This is a genomic window from Acinetobacter sp. ANC_7634, from assembly GCF_056779875.1.
In genome coordinates, this window is the sequence record NZ_JBWYIT010000004.1 from 104444 (window position 1) to 125521 (window position 21078).

The window sequence follows — 21078 nt, forward strand, 5'->3', positions numbered from 1 at the left end:
TCCATCAAAAAAGATTAGAATATTCTGTAGAATATTCATCAGGTGAAGATACAGAGATAACAATGAAATTATTAAAACTGCCACTATTGATCTTAGCTACCGGGATTAGCTTTTCGGTACTTGCTGACACAGAACCTAAAACTAATATTATTAATCTTCAAGCAGACGCTTCTAAACAAGTCTCTAATGATGAAATGCACGCCATTCTATTTATTGAAAAAAGTAATAAACAGCCTGCACAACTTTCAACACAAATGACTCAATTGATGAATCAGGCCATCAACATCAGTAAAAAATACCCCCAAGTTAAGGTCGAAACAGGTTCTCAGACCACTTACCCTGTCTATGACAACAACAATTCAACAAAACTGAAGGAATGGCGCGGCCGCGCTGAAGTGAATATTGAAAGCAAAGATTTTAAAGCAGCGAGCCAGTTAATTAGCGAGTTACAACAAGATTTTCAAACACAATCGATTAATTTCACTGTTTCCACTGAAAAACGAAAGCAGGTTGAAAATGAGTTATTGACAGAAGCCACGCAAAATTTCCAACAGCGCGCTCAGGTTCTCACTAAAGCTTGGAATCGTTCTAGTTATAACTTGGTTAACTTGAATATGAACACCAATAATTATTCACCAAGACCATTAGCCATGGCACGTGCCGCAATGGTTGTAGAGAGTGCACCCGCTGCAGACTCACAAAATATGGCTGCTGGAGAATCCACAATCACAGTCAATGCAAATGGATCAATTCAATTAAAATAGTTCGCTATTAAAGTTCAAAAAGCCACTCAATAAGTGGCTTTTTTTGTTTCTTACTTTTTAAATGGGAAGGCATATTTCACAATACGTCCCAAAACCTGACCATATTGTTTAAATAAACTCGCATTATTGTAATTCAAGCCGTATTTTTCACACACCGCTTTCACTTTAGGCCCCATTTGACGGTAACGTCGAGCAGGAATATCTGGATAAAGATGATGCTCAATCTGATGACTCAGATGCCCCGTCAGAATATGGAATCCTTCTGAACCTGTGAGGTTAGAAGACCCACGAATTTGACGCATATACCAATGGCCACGGCTTTCATTTTCTAAAACTGACTTCGGGAAAACTTCCACATCTTTGGTGAAATGACCGCAGAAAATAATACTGAATGTCCAAATATTACGAATACCATTAGCGACTAAATTACCTGTTAAAACGGGTAATGCTGCAGGACCAGCGATGAGTGGGAAGAAAACATAATCTTTAAATAACTGTTTCCCCATTTTCTTTTTCATCGGGTTCAAACGTTGTTGAAATTCTTCTTTGGTCATGCGCCCTTTTAAGCGCTTACCAATTTCTAAGTTCTGAATCGCTACACCCCACTGGAATAACAAACAGAATGGAATACTGTAAAGTGGTTGTAATAAATATCCTTTTTTCCAGCGTTGCTCTGGGAACAAACGAAGAATTCCATAACCAATATCATCATCCATACCTTTAATATTGGTATAGGTATGGTGTTTGTAGTTGTGGGTTTGGCGCCAATCATCAGATGTGCCGACGATATCCCATTCGTAAGTTGTCCCTTTAAATTTAGGGTCGTTCATCCAATCATATTGACCATGCATCACATTATGGCCCAACTCCATGTTTTCCATGATTTTGGCAAAACCAAGCAAGCCTGTGCCTAAAAGCCATGCTGGAGGAAACCAGCCAGCAAATAAGCATGCACGTCCAAGGATTGAACTGTAGCGAATCGCTGCATACACTCGCTTAATATACTTTTCGTCTTTTTCACCTAAATCATCAAGAACTTCCTGCTTAATTGCATCAAGTTCACGTGCGAGTTCATCAAGTTGTGCATCAGTGAGTTCACGATTTTTTGGGTTTTTGAAATATTGTGCTTGAACTGGCATATTCATGATTATTCTCGCTTATAGGTCGATAGTGAGATCAGACTGAGCTGAATTGATACAGATTTTGAGCAGATTTCCAGGCTCAGTATTTTCTGCACCATTGACGAGGTTTTTAGTTGCACCTTGCGCTTTATGGCATGCACATTTATTACATACCCCCATGCGGCAACCGTGCTGTGGGCGAATATTTTGTTGCTCTAAACTTGCAAGTATTGATTGTCCCTTTGGAATCGTGACGACCTTATTTGATTTCGTAAGTGTGACCTGAACAAAACCAGTCTCATCACTAATGAATGGTTCAACACTGAATGCTTCACCTTTAAATTTATGAACACGAGTATCAGTTAGTTGTTCAGCAACTTGCACAAATCCTGCTGGACCGCATGCATAAACCGTATATTGATCTAAGGATTCGATAGCAGTTAAATGCGAATCTTCTAAACGGGAATCAGCCACTTCATCTTGAGTGGTAAAAAATTCAACATTAAAATTTGAGTGTTGATTCGCCAAAGCAATCAACTCTGTTTGAAATGCTAAATCTTTTGTTTTTTTTGCCCAGTACATCAATTTAACTGACTGAACTAATTTTTTTTCTTGCTGCAATAATGCCTTGATCAAGCTGTACATTGGAGTAATACCACTCCCTGCGGCCAGCATTAATAGAGGTGTATTTACACTTCCAAGTGTCATATCTCCATAGGGTGCACCAAACTCAACAATATCGCCTACCTCAGCAATATCGTTAATCCAAGAACTGACTACACCCTCATCGACTTTCTTAGCAGTCAACAATACATGTTGAGTGTCGATTTTGGTCAAACTATAGGTACGTTCAAAACAACGACCTCGTGTCGTGACAATAACTGGATGATGTTGCCCTGCTTCACCAAACTGAAATTTTCGATTAACCGCAATTTTTAAGCTGACCGTATCATTTGCAACTTGTGTACGTTCAACAATTTTGCCTAATGATTGATTCACCGACCAAATTGGATCGATCTTTTGCAACCAAAAATTGGCAGCATTCGGATCAAATACAGCATTTACTGCGGATCTAATCAAATTTTTAGGTGGCTTAACTGCTTGCATTATGGGCTCATCACAGTGGGTTTAGAATTATTATACACATGTATATATATTTGTATAGACACTTGTATATCATCTATTGATTTCCATATCCTGACACAGATCGATATAATGCAACTCTAACTGTAAACTTCTGATATTTATGAGCAGCTCTACGATTACTCTTTCTCCTCTACATGCCAGTGAATCCGCATCCATTTTGGAGCATCCAACTGCACGTACAGTCGGAAGAAAAGCCACAATCACGAAAGAAGAATTATTCCAAGCTGCTCTCAACCTTATCGGACCTCAAAAAAGCATCGCATCTTTAAGCTTGCGCGAAGTTGCCCGTGAAGCAGGAATTGCGCCAAACAGTTTTTATAGACATTTTAAAGATATCGACGAACTTGCCATTGAATTGATTGATCGCTCAGGTATTGTTTTACGTCAAATCTTGCATCAAGCTCGCTTAAAAGCAGTTCGCAATTCAAGTATTGTGCGTAGTTCAGTTGAAGTATTTATTGAACAGTTAGATGCTGACGAAGGTAATCTGAGCCTGTTGTTACGTGAAGGTTATACTGGTTCTGCCTCTTATAAAGAGGCGGTTGAAAAACAGCTCAATTACTTTCAGCAAGAACTCATGGATGATCTTGTTCGTCTTGAGCAAAATAACCCTCATAAAATCAAGCATCCAGAATTGGCTGCAAAAGCGATTACTCAATTGGTATTCACTATGGGTGCTAAATTAATCAACATGCCACACGATGAAAGAAAAGTTGTAGCTGAACAAACGATGACGATGATCCGAATGATTTTAGAAGGCGCACGTCATCTGAAAGAATAAATACTGAGTGTAAAAAAAGCCCTTCAGTTGAAGGGCTTTTTTATTACTTTTCCCAAATAACTTCTTTATTTTGAGCAACCCAAGTTGGAATAAGGGCTTCGTACTTCGCCTCAATTTTATTACGCTTAATCTTCATAGTCGGCGTCAACATATCGTTATCCATCGTCCACAAATCCATGATGACCACAAAGAATGCAATTTTTTCATGCGGTTCAAGCTTTTCATTAATTTCATTCTTTAACTCAATTAATTTTGCTTCGATATCATCACGTTTATTATCTTGCTGTAATTTATTGCGAATTTCTTCTGCCAACATCACAAAGGCGATCGGCTGTTTATGGCTTGCACCACCAACACAGACAGATTCAATCATTTGGTTATTACCAATCTTTTGTTCAATTGGTACAGGCATTACATACTTACCTTTCTGAGTTTTAAAGATGTCCTTTACACGTCCAGTAATTTTTAGACGGCCAGTCGCATCAATTTCACCCATGTCACCTGTTCTTAAATAACCATCTTCAGTCAAATCTTCAGCTGTTTTTTCTGGGTTTTTGTAATAACCCAACATTGTTCCTGGGCTTCTGACTAAAATCTCACCATTCTCATCAATCTTGCAGTCTACTCGTGCTTGAACATGTCCGACATATCCACTCATATATTCACCCATACGTGTGATATGCGAGTATCCACAGTTTTCTGTCATTCCATAAACTTCAAGCAACTCTAAGCCCAAATTACGATACCATTTAATAATATCTACGGGTAAAGGTGCAGAACCCGTTAAAGCATAACGAACATGATTCAAACCCAATTTTGCCAAGAGTTTTTGCTTAATCTTATTGCCCAAGAATGGGATTTTAAACAACACGTTTTGTACATTCAGTGGAATTTTTTCATTGATCCCCAAATAAAATTTAGTCCATAAACGTGGCACAGAAAAGAAGATCGTTGGTTTTGCACGATTAAGATCTTCAATAAATGTATCTAATGAATTGGCAAAATAAACGGTAAAACCACAAATCATCACGGATGATTGAATAAATACACGCTCTGCAACATGAGCTAGCGGCAAGTAAGATAAAGCACGATCTTTTTCTGAAACACCAAACGTAGATTTCAGCTCACTCGCAGGTGAGAGCAAGGTCTTATAACTTTGCATAACACCCTTAGGTAGACCTGTACTGCCCGAGGTATAAATAATGGTCGCAAGCTCATCCTCATTTGGAAAATAAGGCTCACTGGTTGGTGCTGTTTTCGCAGTGATTTCATCCCATGTTGGCGCATTATAGTCAGGTGCCAATGGCAATTTAATACAATGCATATCTTGCGGGATGATTTGTTTCACATCGTTCCAACTGTCGCCAATACCATCCAATTTACCGATAAACAAAGCCTTAGTTTCACTATGATCTAGAACATATTTGGTTCCTTCACCATTGAGAGTCGTATATAAAGGAACCGACACATGACCTGCCATCCAAATTGCAAGATCTGCCATAATCCAATGCGCACTATTCTTACCAAAAATTGCAATCTGAGAACGACCAGGCAGATTCAAAGATTGTAAATAAGCAGCCATTTTTTTGACTTGACTGGCCACTTCTCCCCAAGTGTATTTAATCACCTGACCATTTGGTAAAGGCTGAACCAAGAAATCTTGGTTTGGCGATTTCTTTTCCCAATACATTAAATAGTGAATATGAGTCGGTAAAAACTCAAATTGGTTGTTGTTCTGATTTACTTCCATGTGTAATGACTCCCAATAACGCATCATTGTTGTTATGTAATGACTCATAACCGAAAGCTGATTTAATCGTTTTAAACTCGTCCTGAGTTCCTGATTGCCGAGTAAAAACTACAGCTTTACGATTTAAATTTTCGAATTATTTTCTATTTTCTATCATGAATTCTGATCAAAATCCAACCATTATTTTGCTCAATTTAATTGCGCTATATTTTTGATAAAATTGTAATTTAAGACCAATGTGTTGATGATTATCGCCAATGTACTTGGACAATGATTATCCTATAACTAAATCAAACTCATGGATAGAGATTGATCATTATGGCTCAGATTGCCACTATTTTACGTGCAAAAACTCAACTCATGGCTGTCAAAGCCCTCACCCTTGCAATCCCAGTATCACATCCTCTCGTATTTGCGGGTGAAGATTCATCAATGCAATTGTGTGGCAATATTGCTCAGCTCGGCATGAAAAAAGTGATGATTGTGACTGATGCAGTATTGGTCAAATTAGGTGTCATACAACCCATTCAAGATCAATTACAGCACAATGGGATTGAAGTTGTTATTTTCTCTGATGTAAAACCTGATCCAACTTGTGAAATTGTCGAAAAATCTCTAGCACTGTTTAAAAATACCGCATGCGATAGCGTATTGGGTATAGGGGGTGGTTCGACGATTGATACAGCAAAAGTATTAGCGCTCGCAGCCGCAAACCATAAATCGCCTAAACAACTTTTTGGAATTTTAAAAAGCCGTAAACCTGCATATCCATTGTTCGTGATTCCGACCACCGCAGGTACAGGTTCTGAAGTTACCATTGCCGCAGTTATTTCAGACAGTGAAACTCATATTAAAGGCTTAGTTATTGATCCCAAAGTCGTTCCATTAGCAACTGCTTTAGATCCCGTCATCATGAAAGGCATGCCACCTGCTATCACTGCTGACACTGGCATTGATGCCCTTACTCATGCAATTGAATCGTGGGTAAGCGGATTCGCCAACAAACAATCAGATTATTACGCCAGTGCAGCCATGAAATTGATCATGGAGAATTTAAAAAAAGCATTTGAAGATGGTCAGAATATTGCAGCACGTGAAGCAATGGCGCTCGGTTCTCATTATGCTGGTTTGGCAATGAATAGTGCTGGAATTGGCTATGTACATGCTTTGGCGCATCAATTAGGGACTCAATATCAAATCCCACACGGACGCGCTAATGCCATTATCTTGCCTCATGTTCTAGAATTTAATCGTAAAGCATCAGAAAAACGCTTAGCACTAGCAGCGAAGAAAATTGGTTTAAGCTCGTCACACACTTCGGATGAACAAGCCGCAAATATATTCATTCAAAGCGTAAAGCAATTACTCAAAGATTTGAAAATCAATACTGAGATTCCGAATTTAAAAAAGCAAGATTTCCCAGAGATGATTAAATCTGCTTTTACTGAAGCCCATGGAATTTATGCCGTACCAAAATACATGAATTATTCAGATGCTGAGCAAATTTTAAATCGACTTTAATGCCAATAAGGCACGAATAAAAGCTCAGTATACAATCGTGTCTACTGAGCTTTTTTAATTTGCGACAAGGAATGCCGCCATGTTAAAAAATTTAGATTCACTAAACCCCTTTATTCATGTCACGATTGAGAATAGAATCCTGACCATCAAAATTGATCACCCCGAGCAAAAAAATGCTTTAACTGGGGAAATGTACAATGACATTGCAAAAATATTGGATGCGGCAGATCAATCTCAACAAGTGAATGTTGTGATTTTACAGGGTAACGAACATGATTTTACCGCAGGAAATGATCTGAAAGATTTTATGTCTGCCGCTCAAAAATATGTTGGTTTAGCCGCTGATGCTACACCACCATTTGTCTTCCTAAAAGCGATCGCAAGATTTTCTAAACCTATTATTGCTGCGGTACGTGGCTGCACTATAGGCGTTGGCGTCACTATGCTATTTCACTGTGACATGGTATACGCTCACCCCGATACAGAATTTCAAATTCCATTTGTAAGTTTGGGATTATCTGTAGAAGGTGGCACCAGCCTTCTTTTCACTGAGTTGGCTGGTTATCATATGGCTGCCGAATTATTGCTCACAGGTCGAAAATTTTCAGCGGAAGAGGCGCTAAAATGTCGAATCATCAATCAGATTTGCGAGCAACCTGAACAATTAGCTTTGCAGCGAGCTCAACAGATGAGTCAACTGCCAATGACCACGCTAAAAATTATTAAAAAACAAATTCGACCCGAGCAAGATCAAATTCTGAATTGTATTGTTCAGGAAGCTGAGGTTGTTGCAGAACGTTTAACATCACCTGAAATGATTGAAGCCGTGATGGCTTTCTTACAAAAAAGAAAACCTGACTTCAATCAATTTCTGCAGTCCTAAAAAAAGCACCCTAGGGTGCTTTTTTTATTTTATGGCTTTACCACCACCAAGACTCGAATCGCTTCAGGCGTTACAGCTAAACCTTCTAAAAGGCTTAAGCCTTCTTTTTGAAGCTTCTGCAAACGTGCAATTTCATCTTCGCGAATACTTGGGTTAAATTGTTTCAAATAACTTAAACGATCAATTTCATATTGCCATTTATTGCTATAGATTTCTTTCGCTTGCTGTTTTAATTCAGGCAAAGCACCTTTTGCAATGTCTAAAGCTTGTGCATAACGTTGTTCAACGACATCACGACGTGCTTTCACCACTTGGCGACAACTATTACCGTCAAGATGATGTAAGTATGGTTTCAAAATATCTGGTGCAATTTTAGCTGATAAATCTTGGCCTTTTTCACTTAATAACACACGAATCAATTGTGTTGGTAAACTCGCTGGCAAGTTCAATGCTTTCGGTGCAATCACATCCACTTTGAACCACACCTCAACTAAAACTGAACCTTGTGGTAAAGCTGCAGATTTCAATAACGCCACATTGGTACTACCAAACGATTGCGTATTGATCATTTCCATGACACTTTCAGTGAAAGGATGCTCAAGCGTTATGTATTGCGCATCTTCACGGATCTGAGCCTGATCACGATAGAACGTCACGGTCATGCCTTCCTCATCCAAAGTCAGACCTTGGACTTGCATTTGATCAGTAGGCTTAATAATCACCGTGCCATTACTTTGCTCATCAAAATCAATATTGGTTGACGCCATGAAGCGTTTCATAAACATTGGCAAAGTCGTATTGTCATCATACTCTTCAAGCGCTTGCACAATTTCTTGCGCAACCATTGGGCGACAAGAATTGTATTCCAATAAACGATCACGTCCTGCTTGTAGCTCTTGCTCTAAAGCTTCACGTTGCACACTCACGGCTTCAAGCAAATCTTCAAAGGCTTGACCTTTATCAGCCAACAAGCAATCTTTAAGATCAACAATAAAATTTTCTTGTAAGGTTTGCGCAGTTGGAGAAATATTGCTGAAAATATTTAATGCTTCATTGTACCAACGGAACATACGCTCTTGTGCAGTGCCCACTAAATATGGCACATGAATCTGAATACGGTTTTCTTGACCAATACGATCAAGTCGACCAATACGCTGTTCAAGAACATCAGGGTTCGCTGGCAAATCAAATAGGATTAAATCTGAAGCAAACTGGAAGTTACGACCTTCTGAACCAATTTCTGAACACAATAAAATCTGAGCACCATATGAATCTTCTGCAAAATAAGCAGCTGCTTGGTCACGCTCTAATAGACTCATGCCTTCATGGAACATTGCTGTACGGATCCCTGCATGGATACGTAATGCATTTTCTAAAGCTTCAACTACTGGCCCACTACGTGCAATAAGTAAGACTTTTTTATGCTTTAACTGAGTACGGAGCATTTCCATAATCCACGTTACACGTGGGTCAGTTTCCATCCAAGCACCGTCTAATTGCGCTTCTTCTGGCCACATTTGTTCACGAAGTTTACCATCCATCGACCATCCTTCTGGCGCAGGTAATGGTGCAGGCTGACAATCGCGACCAGGGAAGCCTTGTATCGCTTCACGTGTATTACGGAATAGTACACGCCCCGTACCGTGACGATCTAACAATTCATGAATTGCACGGAAACGCTGTTCTGGCTCATCTTCAATCTTGTGACCCAGTAACTGCTCAATTGCTTGGAAATGATCAGCTTCAAGGGGTTGATCCGACATCAGCACTTCCGCAATTTGAGCAGTTTGCTGATATTTTTCCTCTTCATCTAAGAAACGATCAAGTGAACTGAAACGTTGCGGATCGAGTAAACGTAAACGAGCAAAATGGGACTCAACACCTAACTGTTCCGGCGTTGCAGTCAGCAAAAGTACCCCTGCTGTTTTTTCAGCAAATTCTTCAACAAGGTCATAGCGGTCATTACCACCTTCTTCTTCTGACCACATCAAGTGATGTGCTTCATCCACCACAAGCAAATCAAAACCTGCTTCGAGCGCTTGCACACGTAAATCTTCATGGTCGATCATAAGATCAACAGACGCAATGATGCACTGTTCAGTTAAGAACGGATTCAATTCTGGATCATGTTCTTTGATCGAAGCAGTACGCGTTAAATCAAATAGCGAGAAATTCAAATTGAAACGGCGACGCATTTCAATCATCCACTGATATTGCAGCGAATCAGGCACTAAAACGAGGATGCGTTCAGAACGTCCTGTTTTAAGTTGCTGGTGTATGATTAAACCTGCTTCAATAGTTTTACCTAGACCAACTTCATCCGCCAATAAGACACGTGGAGCAAAGCGCTTACCTACTTCATGCGCGATATAAAATTGGTGAGGTATCAATCCAACACGAGCACCCACCATGCCACGTAATGGACTATTTTGCATATTAGCTTGCATTTGTAATGCTTCAATACGCAGGTCATACCATTCTTTATAATCAATTTGGCTTGCCAGTAAACGATCAAGTGGTTTAGACAATTGAATCGTCGCACCAACACGAGTTTCATTTAATGATTTACGTTCATCAGTACCATCTTGTAACTGACGAATGACGTTGTAACGAATAACGCCACCACGCTCTTCTAATGATTCGACTTTCCAGACGATGCCCTCTTGGTCTTGAAGCTCATCATTCACATTGAACACAATTCGAGATAAAGGTGCGTTACTACGTGCATAGACACGGGTTTCGTCACTTTTAGGAAAGAGGATACTAATTGATCGTTCATTTACATCAATCAAAACCCCTAAACCTAACTCTGTCTCTGTGTCTGATAACCAACGTTGACCAATAGCAAACTGCTGCAATTTTTCCACCTTATCTCAAGTTAGGACTGAAAACTTATGCTCAAACAGGAGATGATTTGAGCAAAATTTAACGTCTATAAGCAATATATTTTGACATAAAGCCCACCAAAAAGTGAGCAATATTTAGCACCGATCTATTTAATTGATCATATCCAAGATTTCATCATGATCAGATCATAAAATATTCGTATGCTGATTTAAAAATGTGTATTTAGAACGGCACTGGACAATGAAAGTTCAATCGTTCACCGGTAACAGGATGATTGAAACTTAACTGCTCTGCATGCAAACAGAGTCGATCTTTCAAAGCTTGTTGCGCTGGTGTTGCATACAAAGTATCCCCTACGATGGGATGCCCTAAATGCTGCATATGAACGCGAAGTTGATGTGCTCGACCTGTGATTGGCGTTAATTTTACGCGTGTCACCCACTGATCTTGAATTTGAAATTGTTCAACTGCTTCCCAATGCGTTAACGCTGCTTTATTGTGATGCGCATCTACGATATGCAATGGCGGACGCGATGGGTCGTAAATCACGGGGATGTCTACAGTTCCTTGACCTTTTACACATCCCGCGACTAGTGCTTGATAAGTTTTATCCGTTTCACGTTCTTGAAATTGGCGCGAGATCGATTTTTGACCTGCTTTGCTGAGTCCAAACACCAATAAGCCTGATGTATCACGATCTAAACGATGAATCAAAAGCGTACGCGGTTCTTCTTGAAGAAGACGATTGATAACGCAATCTTGAAGGTCAGGCGTTTTGCCCGGAACAGAAAGTAATCCAGCTGGTTTGTGAATCACCATAAAATCTTGATCACGATGAATGAGATGTTCCTGAAGAAAATGACTCAAATTTCTATTCCTAGCAGATCGTGAAAACAAGGCGGCAATAATAGAAAGCTTAGCGATAAATTACAATCTTGAAATCGACAAACAGTGATGATTTTTCCGATATCTGATACAAATTAAATCAATCTAACGATTCAAATGAATTAAGTTTTATTTTTGACATCTAGCAGTCTTTTCTCAGGATAGGAAGCAATTGAGAAAGTGTGCAATTTTGCACAAATGATTCAAAATCTATATGTGCGCCATTGGCTCTCCACAAGCCAATCAAACTCACCATTGCGACTGAATCTAAGCCATAGTTCCGTAAATCTTGAAATGGATCAATTTCTAAAATATCGAATTCGAGGTATTCAGCAATAGACAATAATATGCCCTTTTCAGAAAGAATAAATGAAGTCGGCGCACTTAATTCCAGCATTCGAATCATGGCAGAGGTATTCATATGATGAATACCTTGTTCTACATAGTTCTCAATCCACTGTAAATGTTGGCTCTTCGTTTCTAGATGAACAGCATCGTTCACCACACAAATTTGAGGAGTAATCGAAATGATATGCTGTAAAAGTTGTTTTATAGGTGAATTGATCATGCCAGAGACAATGAGTTGTTTCTTTTCTGCGAGTAATTCACCCAACTGCGCTACTTTAGAAAATGATTGCTGCTCTTCAATTTCAATCACTTCAATATCTAAAGCCTGAGCTTTTTTAATTAAGCGATTTAAATGAATTAATAATTCTTGATGTTGGTCATTGCTATATTCAGCTAAACGTTGAAATCCAAAAACCACCAAGACGCATTGTTCAGCTTGAATGGACCACTTTGCCAAACTCGCGCTGAGTTCAATTTTTTTGGGTGGTGTATAAAAATATGACATTGCCACTTTAATCAGCTAAAGCCAAGAAAACTTCAATGGCATGCAGCGCAATTTCAGCATCTTCAAAAGATTTAGCACCTGAAACTCCCACGGCTCCCACCAATTGCCCTTGATAAATAATGGGTTCCGCACCTTCTAACATTCCCGACAATGAGTGAACAGTCAGAAAACCCAATTGCCCATCTTTGATCAGCTCTTCAAAAATTTGAGATGGGTGGCGGCTCAAAGCTGAACATTTTGCTTTTTCAGCTGACAAATTCGCAGTCATCGGAGAGGCACCATCCATACGTTTCATTGCAAGTAAACTTCCAGTTTCATCTACAACAGAAATACTGACATTCAACTTTTTATCAATCGCATATTGTTGCGCACGCGTCAGTAAAAACTCCGCGTCTTCTAAAGTTAAATAATGTTTTAATTTCATTTCTATTTTAAGTCCGTGAATTTTATACGTGCAAAAAAGCCTACAGTATTTACACTGTAGGCTTATGTTAATAGATTTTCAAAAAAATTCTATTTTAAACGCGCAAATACATTCTTAGCTGCTTGAATAGTGAACGCAATATCCTCATCGGAATGCGCACTTGAGATAAAACCGGCTTCAAAAGCAGAAGGCGCTAAATTTACACCTTCATCCAACATGCCATGGAAGAATTTACGGAACATTTCAACATCGCATTTCAACATTGAATCAAAGCTTGTGATATCTTCTTGATCAGTGAAATACAATCCAAACATACCTCCAACCTGTTGAGTCTTAAATGGTATACCTGCTTCATCAGCGGCAGTCTGTAAACCAATCAATAACTTTTCGAGCTGTGCGGTTAGATTTTCATAGAAACCTGGTTGACGAAGATGTTTAAACATCTCAATCCCAGCTCTCATTGCCAGCGGATTACCTGACAAAGTTCCCGCTTGATAAACTTTACCTAGAGGTGCAATACATTCCATCACTTCGCGCTTACCACCAAATGCGCCTACAGGAAGACCTGCACCAATAATTTTACCTAGCGTAGTTAAATCAGGTGTAACGCCGTAGTGTGCTTGAGCTCCACCTAATCCCACACGGAATCCAGTCATCACTTCATCAATAATGAATACTGAACCATGCTCATCACACACATCTCGAATGGCTTGCAAGAATCCATCAATTGGTTTGACCAAGTTCATGTTACCTGCAACAGGTTCAACAATAACACCCGCAATTTCGGAACCAAACTTAGCAAAACATTCTTTTAAAGTCGCAATATCATTGTATGGAAGCGTTAATGTATGTTTTGCAAAATCAGCAGGAACACCCGCAGATGTCGCCTCGCCTTCACCACTTGTGAGTAGACCAGAACCTGCTTTCACTAAAAGTGAATCTGAGTGACCATGGTAACAGCCCTCAAACTTAACAATCTTGTCACGACCTGTATACCCACGTGCAAGTCGAATCGCAGTCATTGTTGCTTCTGTCCCTGAGTTGGTCATACGTACCAATTCAATTGACGGCATAATTTCACAGATAATATCTGCCAATGTCGTTTCATGCACCGTAGGTGCACCAAAACTTAGACCATCAACAGCGGCGTCTTGAACAGCTTTAATAATCGCAGGGTGTGCATGTCCTAAAATCATTGGTCCCCATGAACCCACATAATCTACATAGCGTTTGCCATCTACATCATACAGGTAGGCACCTTGAGCTTTTTCAATAAATACCGGCGTACCGCCTACACCATTAAAAGCACGTACTGGTGAATTCACACCACCAGGAATATGTTTGCTGGCTTGTTTAAATAGTTGTTCTTGCTTAGGAGATAAACTCATGAAAATCACTCAACTCAAAAAAGTAAAAAATTTAAGCTTGTTTAGCAAATAGCTCTGACCAGTCGTAAACACGTTGACCAACAGTTGACATAGACCGACCCAATACATCGCTAATGACAGCACAAAGATCTGCTCCGGCAGCAATCACTTCAGCGCCATTTTCAACCGTCAAACCTCCAATCGCGCAAATAGGTACATTTAATTTTGCTTTTGCAGCTTTTAATGTTTCTAAACCAATATTACCTGCTTCAGGTTTGCTTTGTGTCGCATAAATTGCGCCAAATGCTACATAATTTGCGCCGTCTGCGATCGCTTGCTCAGCTAGTTCAATAGAATTATTACAACTACGTCCAATTAAGACGTTTTTTGGCAATCTTTCCACAGCCTCTTGGATTGAACCATCATCTTGACCAAGATGCACACCCACGCCATATTTGACTGCGGCCTCTAAATCATCATTGATGACAAAAGGAACCTTATATTGATTACACATATTCTTCATGTATTCAATTTCATAAGCTTGATCTTCTTTCGCAACGTTTTTACGACGATACTGAAGTACTGCAACTTCATAAGTTGCCATCGCTCCTTCAAGCTTTGCTAATAGAAGTTCAATAGGATCATCGTTGGTGATTAAATACAAACCGCGCATAAAGAATAACTCTAGGCAAATACTAAAAATTTAAAACATTATAGGACAAAGCCTTGGAAGAACACATTGATAAAATGTAGAAATTAACAGGCTCTATTGTTGACTAAGCGTGTTCAAGATATTGATTGAAATGAATTTGAGAAATTTAATCCAAGAAAAATTGGCTCCAATACGCTTGAATATATTCCATCTAGTTCTTCGAAAGACATACTTAAGTACATAAAGGAAATTTGCGAAAAAAGAGATATGTTGCCTGCGAAGGAGCCTATACCTGGCATTAGTTATAAACGAATCAGTATGAAAACACCTTTTAGCATGTCATGCACAGCAAATGCTTAAGGGATTCCCTCTTCCATTAAAGTACAGTCAATAATTTTGTATAATCTCAATTATGTTAAATAGATGCGTTTAATTATTTGATTCAGTACTTAATTCATAATGTTTGATAACTTCATCAATAATCAATCGTAAAACTTGCCGGCAACTAATGGACATAAATAGCTTCGTCAGAAAGTTTTTTAAAATTAACAATTTGATTGTTTTCTCTTTCAGAGATCTACTGAGGGTAACTCAGATTAAGCCTTTAATTTTCCTATTTTTATTTGTTTACTTAAAGCGCTCGGATAGTATCAAAATGAGTGAAGCACCAATATTATCAATACATTTTCTTAACTCATTCAACTATATAAAACGTTTTCATATAAATTAATTTTATCATTCATCATTAGCCCCCATTATTTATTCTATTGATGGCTCGCTCTAATTCATCATAATGATGAATACTCTCATCTGTAATTGCTTGTTTTAGTATTTTATTTGGGTGAAAAAAAATAGTTTTCATACCAACATTTTTTGCACCTTCTATATCTGCTTTAGGATTATCACCAATAAAAATACAATCAGAAGGTGTACAATTTAACTGGTTACAAGCGTAAGCAAATATTTTTTTATCGGGCTTTCTCAAGCCAATCGCTTCTGAAACTATGATAGTCGAGAAATATTCGGTAAGACCTAAAGCATAAAAATTATGTTCCTGAAATGGGCTTTTTCCATTGGAGACTAACCCAATCTTATATCCCTTTTGATAAAGATCTGAAATGACTTTTTGGACGTCATCAAAACCAATTGAAAATTTATTGAAATCAGTAATGTAAGAATTAAGTAATTCATCAACAGTAAATTTTTTTATATTAAAATCTTTGATTAATTGACTGTAAACGATATCTTTCCAAACATTTCCATTATCATCCAATTCAATAAATTTTTTTATAAATGCATCTTTTAGTTCTTGTGGTACTAATTGGAAAAAATTTACTTGCCAACTTATAAAACGAATAAGTGACTCATTCCTATTCAAAATAGTTTGATCCAAATCAAACAGAAGTATGTTTCGCATTAAAAATACTCACTCTCATAATAAAAGTTCTATATATAGTTCATCTTCTTTTTTTTTCAGTATTATTTAAATTAACATAATATACATTATATGCGTTTTATCAGAATAATACCGTTAACTCATCTAACTGAATACGTTAATTTTTTTATTTAATCCCAATATTTATAATTTGGATTTATTCATTGGATCTTAAGCCTTTCCAGCTATCATATAATCATATTTTTGTGTAGCTTTCTTAAAACATTTCATGACAAAAAAGCCCAGAATCTGCTGAGCTTTTTTAACAATATATAAATTTAGCTATCAATTTTATCAAATTTACGATCTTTCAAACTTAAGTTTCCGCGCAAAATATCCGATAACATTCTCCAGTCTGAAATAAAGCTATACAACGGTTGTTTAAAGCTTGCTGGCTTATTTTTTTCAAAAACAAAATGCCCCACCCACGCGCATGCGTAGCCTGAAACTAATCCGTAGACCAGATATTTAGCTTTACGCTGACGAATCGCTTGAGTAAAAAAATAAATACCGATTGAGCTACCTGCTGCATGTAAACGACGACTCATAATGCTGCGGTGTTCAGTCAAATAAAAACGATAAAATTCTGAGTAATTCTTGATGGGTAATTGAAGTTTAGCTTCTTCTTGCGATGAAGACGGCTCTACATAAGCATTCATTGTTGTATTCCTGTCCTTTTTTTGACCACCATAATTCAAAAAATCGCACTTGAAAAGCTTATCTTACAAATATTGTGATTAATCATTCATTCAATTAAATGTAAGTGAATTTTCAAGATTGTGGTTCTAACTGAATCAGTTACAATCCCCTTTAAATTAAAAGGCAATCAAATGTCTTACTTCTATGAAAATGATTGATCAATTAGGAAAATCACATGCTTGAAATTGAATTAAAGTTTCAGATCCCAGAAGCTCGACGGAATGCGATTTTAAAAGCAATCGATCCAAAAAAGTCTGAACTCATTCAAATGCAAGCAAAGTACTATGACACTCCTGATCGCCTACTCTCTCAGCATGGGATAGCCATTCGACAACGTCTTGAAAATACCAATTGGGTTCAAACCTTAAAAGCGACGAAAAGTAAAAGTCATTTACACCGTTTCGAACATAATCATGATTTAGGTAATCTTGAGGCTGCACCGAATTTAGATCTATCTATTTATTCGGATGATTCCGAAGCTTATGAGGTCTTAAATGACGCATTAAAAGGTGATTTTGACCAATTAGTCTTGCAGTTTGAAACAGACATTCAACGTACAGTTCGAGTGATTAGCTTTGAAGATGCCGAGATTGAAGTGAGTCTAGATATTGGCGTTGTACGATCAGATGATCGAGAACATGAGATTCATGAAGTAGAGTTTGAACTCAAACAAGGAAAAGTTGAAACATTACTAGCGTTTAGTTTTGAGTGGGTCAAAAAATATCAACTTTGGCTAGACGTTCGCAGTAAGGCTGAGTTTGGTAATTTATTGGTTTCAAATTTAGTTGTAAGCCCAGCGCGAACTGAAAAAGAATGGATCGTTGCAAAAAAAGAAAGCGCAGAAAAAACGATTCGAATGATGATCGGTCATCATATGCAACATTTGCTGCCGAATATTGCTGCGATTTCTGCGGAAGTGGCTGAACAGGAACACATCGAACAAGCACATATTGCTTTGAACTATTTGTTTTTAAGTCTATCTATTTTTAAAGACTGGACATCAAAGAGCACAGATAAATGGGCACATCAGTTATCTGCATTTAAAAGTCATTTTGAAAACCTAAAACATTATGAGCATATGCAACACACCTTAGGTGCTATTCTGCAAAACCCTAAAACTGCTGAAATGCTCAGCAAAGATGTGCTCTACGCCCGAGAAAAATTAAACAACTTAGTCAAATCTACCCAAAACGTTCAACACTATCTTGAACTTTTGAGTTTTAGTTTAGGCAATTCCAAGAAGGTGCAAACCCAAGACCTCAAAAACTATGCTCAAAATACGCTTCAACAGCAGTATAAAGTTTTACAGGAATGTCTGAATGAAGCTGATCCTTCTAACTTTGAAAGTCTTGACCAATTGGCAATACATTTAAGTGAATTAAAATTCAGTTTCCCAGTCTTAACACAAATTTTTGATGTGAAGAATTTACAAAAATACGGCAAGGCGCTTAATGATGCACATTATGCAGCTGAACAATATCAAGTATTGTCCTCCTCATCATCCTACTTACAGCAAACAGAATTAGAAGCCAGTGACTGGTTCGCCTTAGGTTGGTTGACGGCAAAGCAAGAAATTTACGCTGAAAAACTTTTGGAAGCGACTGAACAATTCCTAGTCAGTCGAAAATTTATCAAGTCATAAAATTTAAGTCAGAACTTTTCGTCAGTGAGAAGTTCTGACTCAAAAATGATCCCAAGTTTGCATCGCCATGTGTACAACGCTTTCTAATTGTTCAAAAGTTGCACCATCACGTGCTTGTAAGCTTAGTCCTTGCAAAATCGTCATAAAATAATCTGTCATTGCCTGAATATTAGTTTGTGCACTAATTTCACCTGAGGCTTGGGCAGCTAATAATTTTTCTAGTAAATTCGATTTAGATAGCTGTCTTTTTTCCGAAATTGATTGTTGTATTTGTTGATTTTGAATCGAACAGTTCATTGTCGACACGACCAACATACATCCTTTTGGTTTGTCTTCTTGCACCAGTCGTTTTAGATTTTCAATCAAATAGAGTTCCAATGCTAATTTTATGGAATATGCCTGTTTAAAAATCATTTCCATCGAGCATGATTCGTGCTTGAGATAATAGTCAATGCAACGATTAAAGAGCTCAGATTTATCACCATATGTACTATAAAGACTAGGTGCAGTGATTCCCATGGCGATTGTTAAGTCACTCATTGATGTGGCTTCATAACCGTATCTCCAAAATAGTGTCATGGCTTTTTCAAGTGCTTGTTCTTCATTAAAACACTTAGGACGTCCACGCCCCTTAGATATTGATTTGGCACTATCCATTTGATTTATTGGCTTTGAACTTTCATGCATATTCAACCCAATTAATTTTATAATGATCATTAATAAATTAATTGACCCAGATCTTAAATTCAAATATTTTATTTTTATAACAATCATTATGAAATTATTTTCAAGGAGCGTTGGTCAATGAAATCTAAATCTCATATGACTGAAACCGCTGTTCATTCTCCATCTCCTACAGAAAATCAAGGAAATTGGTTTGCTGTTATTACACTTTCCATCACCGCTTTTATATTAGTGACCAGTGAGTTTCTCCCTATTGGTGTACTCAATGCAATCGCACTAGATCTCAATATTTCTGTCGGTACTGCTGGCCTGTTCATTACCCTTCCAGGCGTAATGGGAGCTTTCGCAGCACCGCTTATCTCGGTCTGGGTGAAGCAACTTGATCGACGCTATTTATTAATCGCACTCACAGCGGTCATGGTCATTGCAAATTTCATTACGAGCTATTCAGAAAGTTTCACTTGGATTCTATTGAGTCGCTTTTTCTTGGGTATCGCGATAGGCGGTTTCTGGGCAACTGCAATCGCCTTAAGTGGTCGTGTTGCACCTCCTCACCTGCCCATCTCCAAAGCAACAGCTATCGTCATGGCTGGCGTGACTCTGGCAACTGTGCTGGGTGTTCCGGTTGGAACATGGCTAAGTGAAATTTACGGTTGGCGTAATGCTTTTATGATCACCTCGGTAATAGGTGCCATTATTCTTTTATTTGAAATTAAATTCCTACCGAAACTACCGCCGACTTCAGCTATTCAATATAGTGATCTACCCGCATTGTTTCGAGATTCAAAAGCTCGTAAAGGATTAATCATTGTTTTATTTATCGGATTAGCGCATTTTTCAACGTACAGTTACTTGGCGCCTTTCTATAAAAATGAAGCAGGATTTGATGGTTCAACCATCAGTTCTTTACTTCTTATTTATGGAGCAGCAGGCTTTTTAGGCAATGCATTCTCTGGTTATAGCAGCAATATCAACGTCCGCTATACGCTTTTTGCTGTTGCATCATGTTTAGCGATCGTATTCCTTACATTCCCGGTTTATGCCAAATTCTTAACTGGTGCATATATTCTTACAGCATTATGGGGTTTTGCTTTTGGTGCCTTTCCTACGACAGCCAATATCTGGATGTTTTTACATGCGCCACATGCGGTTGAAAAAGGGATGCCTCTTTTTGTCAGTATGTTTCAAATCATGATCGCAGCAGGCGCTTTATTTGGTGGTTTTATGGTAGATCATTTCAATACCAGCACCTTAATTTATAGTGTATTGATTTTTATCTCTTTAGCTGTAATTGCTGTATTCACACATAGTCGAGGATTAAATAATCCTAAAGCTCAGCAATGTACATCAATTAATTGAGTTGAGTTGAGTTGAGTTGAGTTGAGTTGAGTTGAGTTGAGTTGAGTTGAGTTGAGTTGAGTTGAGTTGAGTTGAGTTGAGTTGAGTTGAGCGTAATTTTTTACGCTCAATCCTTCAATAATTCTATGAGATTTAAACTCACTTCGTTGGGTGAAATTAATTTAAGGAATTAACGCACTCAATTCTCAACCATCATTCAACTCGATCAATGCACCAATCTGGTGACATTTGCACAAAAATAACGAATCTTTTTCATGAAAAATCC

At 38.1% G+C, this 21078-nt stretch carries 18 protein-coding genes; 6 read left to right on the forward strand and 12 right to left on the reverse strand.

Features of this window, described 5'->3' with window-relative positions; translation table 11 throughout:
- Positions 1 to 62 precede the first annotated feature (62 nt).
- Complete coding sequence (locus tag AC1M9A_RS06635; protein WP_180028835.1) at positions 63 to 764, forward strand: SIMPL domain-containing protein; 702 nt, start codon at positions 63 to 65, stop codon at positions 762 to 764.
- Between the two features lie 50 nt (positions 765 to 814).
- On the opposite strand, the gene AC1M9A_RS06640 is transcribed toward AC1M9A_RS06635, so the two are convergent.
- Positions 815 to 1909: a fatty acid desaturase family protein gene (locus AC1M9A_RS06640; RefSeq protein WP_179997864.1), complete on the reverse strand. Its 1095-nt coding sequence runs from the start codon at positions 1907 to 1909 to the stop codon at positions 815 to 817.
- Positions 1910 to 1921: 12 nt separating this feature from the next.
- Positions 1922 to 2992: a flavin reductase family protein gene (locus AC1M9A_RS06645; RefSeq protein WP_481609899.1), complete on the reverse strand. Its 1071-nt coding sequence runs from the start codon at positions 2990 to 2992 to the stop codon at positions 1922 to 1924.
- A 139-nt stretch (positions 2993 to 3131) separates the two neighbouring features.
- On the opposite strand from AC1M9A_RS06645, the gene fabR reads away from it, so the two are divergent.
- Positions 3132 to 3812: an HTH-type transcriptional repressor FabR gene (gene fabR, locus AC1M9A_RS06650; RefSeq protein ID WP_035267148.1), complete on the forward strand. Its 681-nt coding sequence runs from the start codon at positions 3132 to 3134 to the stop codon at positions 3810 to 3812.
- A 43-nt stretch (positions 3813 to 3855) separates the two neighbouring features.
- Here the strand turns inward: fabR and AC1M9A_RS06655 are convergent, their stop codons facing one another.
- The gene (locus tag AC1M9A_RS06655) at positions 3856 to 5562 is read right to left on the reverse strand and encodes an AMP-binding protein (protein ID WP_035267149.1); all 1707 of its coding nucleotides are present in this window, start codon (positions 5560 to 5562) and stop codon (positions 3856 to 3858) included.
- Between the two features lie 318 nt (positions 5563 to 5880).
- Here AC1M9A_RS06655 and AC1M9A_RS06660 point away from each other — a divergent pair, with 318 nt between their 5' ends.
- Positions 5881 to 7083, forward strand: a complete 1203-nt coding sequence (locus tag AC1M9A_RS06660) for an iron-containing alcohol dehydrogenase (protein ID WP_481597387.1) — start codon at positions 5881 to 5883, stop codon at positions 7081 to 7083.
- 79 nt (positions 7084 to 7162) lie between these two features.
- On the forward strand, positions 7163 to 7966 hold the full coding sequence (locus AC1M9A_RS06665) for an enoyl-CoA hydratase-related protein (protein WP_481597388.1): 804 nt from the start codon (positions 7163 to 7165) through the stop codon (positions 7964 to 7966).
- A 29-nt stretch (positions 7967 to 7995) separates the two neighbouring features.
- Here AC1M9A_RS06665 and rapA read toward each other — a convergent pair whose 3' ends face one another.
- From rapA to AC1M9A_RS06705, 8 genes are all read right to left on the reverse strand, one after another.
- Positions 7996 to 10833 (reverse strand): RNA polymerase-associated protein RapA, encoded by a 2838-nt coding sequence (gene rapA / locus AC1M9A_RS06670; RefSeq protein ID WP_481607663.1) that lies wholly within the window; start codon positions 10831 to 10833, stop codon positions 7996 to 7998.
- A gap of 202 nt (positions 10834 to 11035) precedes the next feature.
- Positions 11036 to 11680, reverse strand: coding sequence for an RluA family pseudouridine synthase (locus AC1M9A_RS06675; RefSeq protein ID WP_481595937.1), 645 nt, complete (start codon positions 11678 to 11680; stop codon positions 11036 to 11038).
- A gap of 160 nt (positions 11681 to 11840) precedes the next feature.
- Positions 11841 to 12551 (reverse strand): phosphopantetheine-binding protein, encoded by a 711-nt coding sequence (locus tag AC1M9A_RS06680; RefSeq protein ID WP_481607698.1) that lies wholly within the window; start codon positions 12549 to 12551, stop codon positions 11841 to 11843.
- Between the two features lie 7 nt (positions 12552 to 12558).
- Positions 12559 to 12975, reverse strand: a complete 417-nt coding sequence (locus tag AC1M9A_RS06685) for a GlcG/HbpS family heme-binding protein (protein ID WP_035267160.1) — start codon at positions 12973 to 12975, stop codon at positions 12559 to 12561.
- A gap of 89 nt (positions 12976 to 13064) precedes the next feature.
- Positions 13065 to 14363, reverse strand: coding sequence for a glutamate-1-semialdehyde 2,1-aminomutase (hemL, locus tag AC1M9A_RS06690; protein ID WP_481607665.1), 1299 nt, complete (start codon positions 14361 to 14363; stop codon positions 13065 to 13067).
- A gap of 31 nt (positions 14364 to 14394) precedes the next feature.
- Entirely contained in the window at positions 14395 to 15015 is a 621-nt protein-coding gene (thiE, locus tag AC1M9A_RS06695) for a thiamine phosphate synthase (RefSeq protein WP_481586403.1), read from the reverse strand.
- A 724-nt stretch (positions 15016 to 15739) separates the two neighbouring features.
- On the reverse strand, positions 15740 to 16411 hold the full coding sequence (locus AC1M9A_RS06700) for an HAD family hydrolase (RefSeq protein ID WP_481609900.1): 672 nt from the start codon (positions 16409 to 16411) through the stop codon (positions 15740 to 15742).
- Positions 16412 to 16707: 296 nt separating this feature from the next.
- Positions 16708 to 17088 carry an Mpo1-like protein gene (locus AC1M9A_RS06705; RefSeq protein ID WP_035268687.1) on the reverse strand — a complete coding sequence of 127 codons (381 nt, stop codon included), beginning with the start codon at positions 17086 to 17088 and terminating at the stop codon, positions 16708 to 16710.
- A gap of 215 nt (positions 17089 to 17303) precedes the next feature.
- On the opposite strand from AC1M9A_RS06705, the gene AC1M9A_RS06710 reads away from it, so the two are divergent.
- Positions 17304 to 18770 (forward strand): CYTH domain-containing protein, encoded by a 1467-nt coding sequence (locus tag AC1M9A_RS06710; protein WP_481609901.1) that lies wholly within the window; start codon positions 17304 to 17306, stop codon positions 18768 to 18770.
- A gap of 39 nt (positions 18771 to 18809) precedes the next feature.
- Here AC1M9A_RS06710 and AC1M9A_RS06715 read toward each other — a convergent pair whose 3' ends face one another.
- Complete coding sequence (locus AC1M9A_RS06715; protein ID WP_481609902.1) at positions 18810 to 19457, reverse strand: TetR/AcrR family transcriptional regulator; 648 nt, start codon at positions 19455 to 19457, stop codon at positions 18810 to 18812.
- A 135-nt stretch (positions 19458 to 19592) separates the two neighbouring features.
- Between AC1M9A_RS06715 and AC1M9A_RS06720 the strand changes: the two genes are divergently transcribed.
- Positions 19593 to 20813 (forward strand): MFS transporter, encoded by a 1221-nt coding sequence (locus AC1M9A_RS06720; protein ID WP_481609927.1) that lies wholly within the window; start codon positions 19593 to 19595, stop codon positions 20811 to 20813.
- The last annotated feature ends 265 nt before the right edge of the window (positions 20814 to 21078 follow it).

Excerpts from the sequence above, each read along its gene's own strand:
- AC1M9A_RS06655 (WP_035267149.1), bottom strand. The coding sequence starts at position 5,562 with ATGGAAGTAAATCAGAACAACAACCAATTTGAGTTTTTACCGACTCAT.
- fabR (WP_035267148.1), top strand. The coding sequence starts at position 3,132 with ATGAGCAGCTCTACGATTACTCTTTCTCCTCTACATGCCAGTGAATCC.
- hemL (WP_481607665.1), bottom strand. The coding sequence starts at position 14,363 with ATGAGTTTATCTCCTAAGCAAGAACAACTATTTAAACAAGCCAGCAAA.
- AC1M9A_RS06645 (WP_481609899.1), bottom strand. The coding sequence starts at position 2,992 with ATGCAAGCAGTTAAGCCACCTAAAAATTTGATTAGATCCGCAGTAAAT.
- AC1M9A_RS06720 (WP_481609927.1), top strand. The coding sequence starts at position 19,593 with ATGACTGAAACCGCTGTTCATTCTCCATCTCCTACAGAAAATCAAGGA.
- AC1M9A_RS06665 (WP_481597388.1), top strand. The coding sequence starts at position 7,163 with ATGTTAAAAAATTTAGATTCACTAAACCCCTTTATTCATGTCACGATT.
- AC1M9A_RS06705 (WP_035268687.1), bottom strand. The coding sequence starts at position 17,088 with ATGAATGCTTATGTAGAGCCGTCTTCATCGCAAGAAGAAGCTAAACTT.
- AC1M9A_RS06715 (WP_481609902.1), bottom strand. The coding sequence starts at position 19,457 with ATGCATGAAAGTTCAAAGCCAATAAATCAAATGGATAGTGCCAAATCA.
- AC1M9A_RS06700 (WP_481609900.1), bottom strand. The coding sequence starts at position 16,411 with ATGCGAAACATACTTCTGTTTGATTTGGATCAAACTATTTTGAATAGG.
- AC1M9A_RS06685 (WP_035267160.1), bottom strand. The coding sequence starts at position 12,975 with ATGAAATTAAAACATTATTTAACTTTAGAAGACGCGGAGTTTTTACTG.
- AC1M9A_RS06660 (WP_481597387.1), top strand. The coding sequence starts at position 5,881 with ATGGCTCAGATTGCCACTATTTTACGTGCAAAAACTCAACTCATGGCT.
- AC1M9A_RS06635 (WP_180028835.1), top strand. The coding sequence starts at position 63 with ATGAAATTATTAAAACTGCCACTATTGATCTTAGCTACCGGGATTAGC.
- thiE (WP_481586403.1), bottom strand. The coding sequence starts at position 15,015 with ATGCGCGGTTTGTATTTAATCACCAACGATGATCCTATTGAACTTCTA.
- AC1M9A_RS06680 (WP_481607698.1), bottom strand. The coding sequence starts at position 12,551 with ATGTCATATTTTTATACACCACCCAAAAAAATTGAACTCAGCGCGAGT.
- AC1M9A_RS06710 (WP_481609901.1), top strand. The coding sequence starts at position 17,304 with ATGCTTGAAATTGAATTAAAGTTTCAGATCCCAGAAGCTCGACGGAAT.
- AC1M9A_RS06640 (WP_179997864.1), bottom strand. The coding sequence starts at position 1,909 with ATGAATATGCCAGTTCAAGCACAATATTTCAAAAACCCAAAAAATCGT.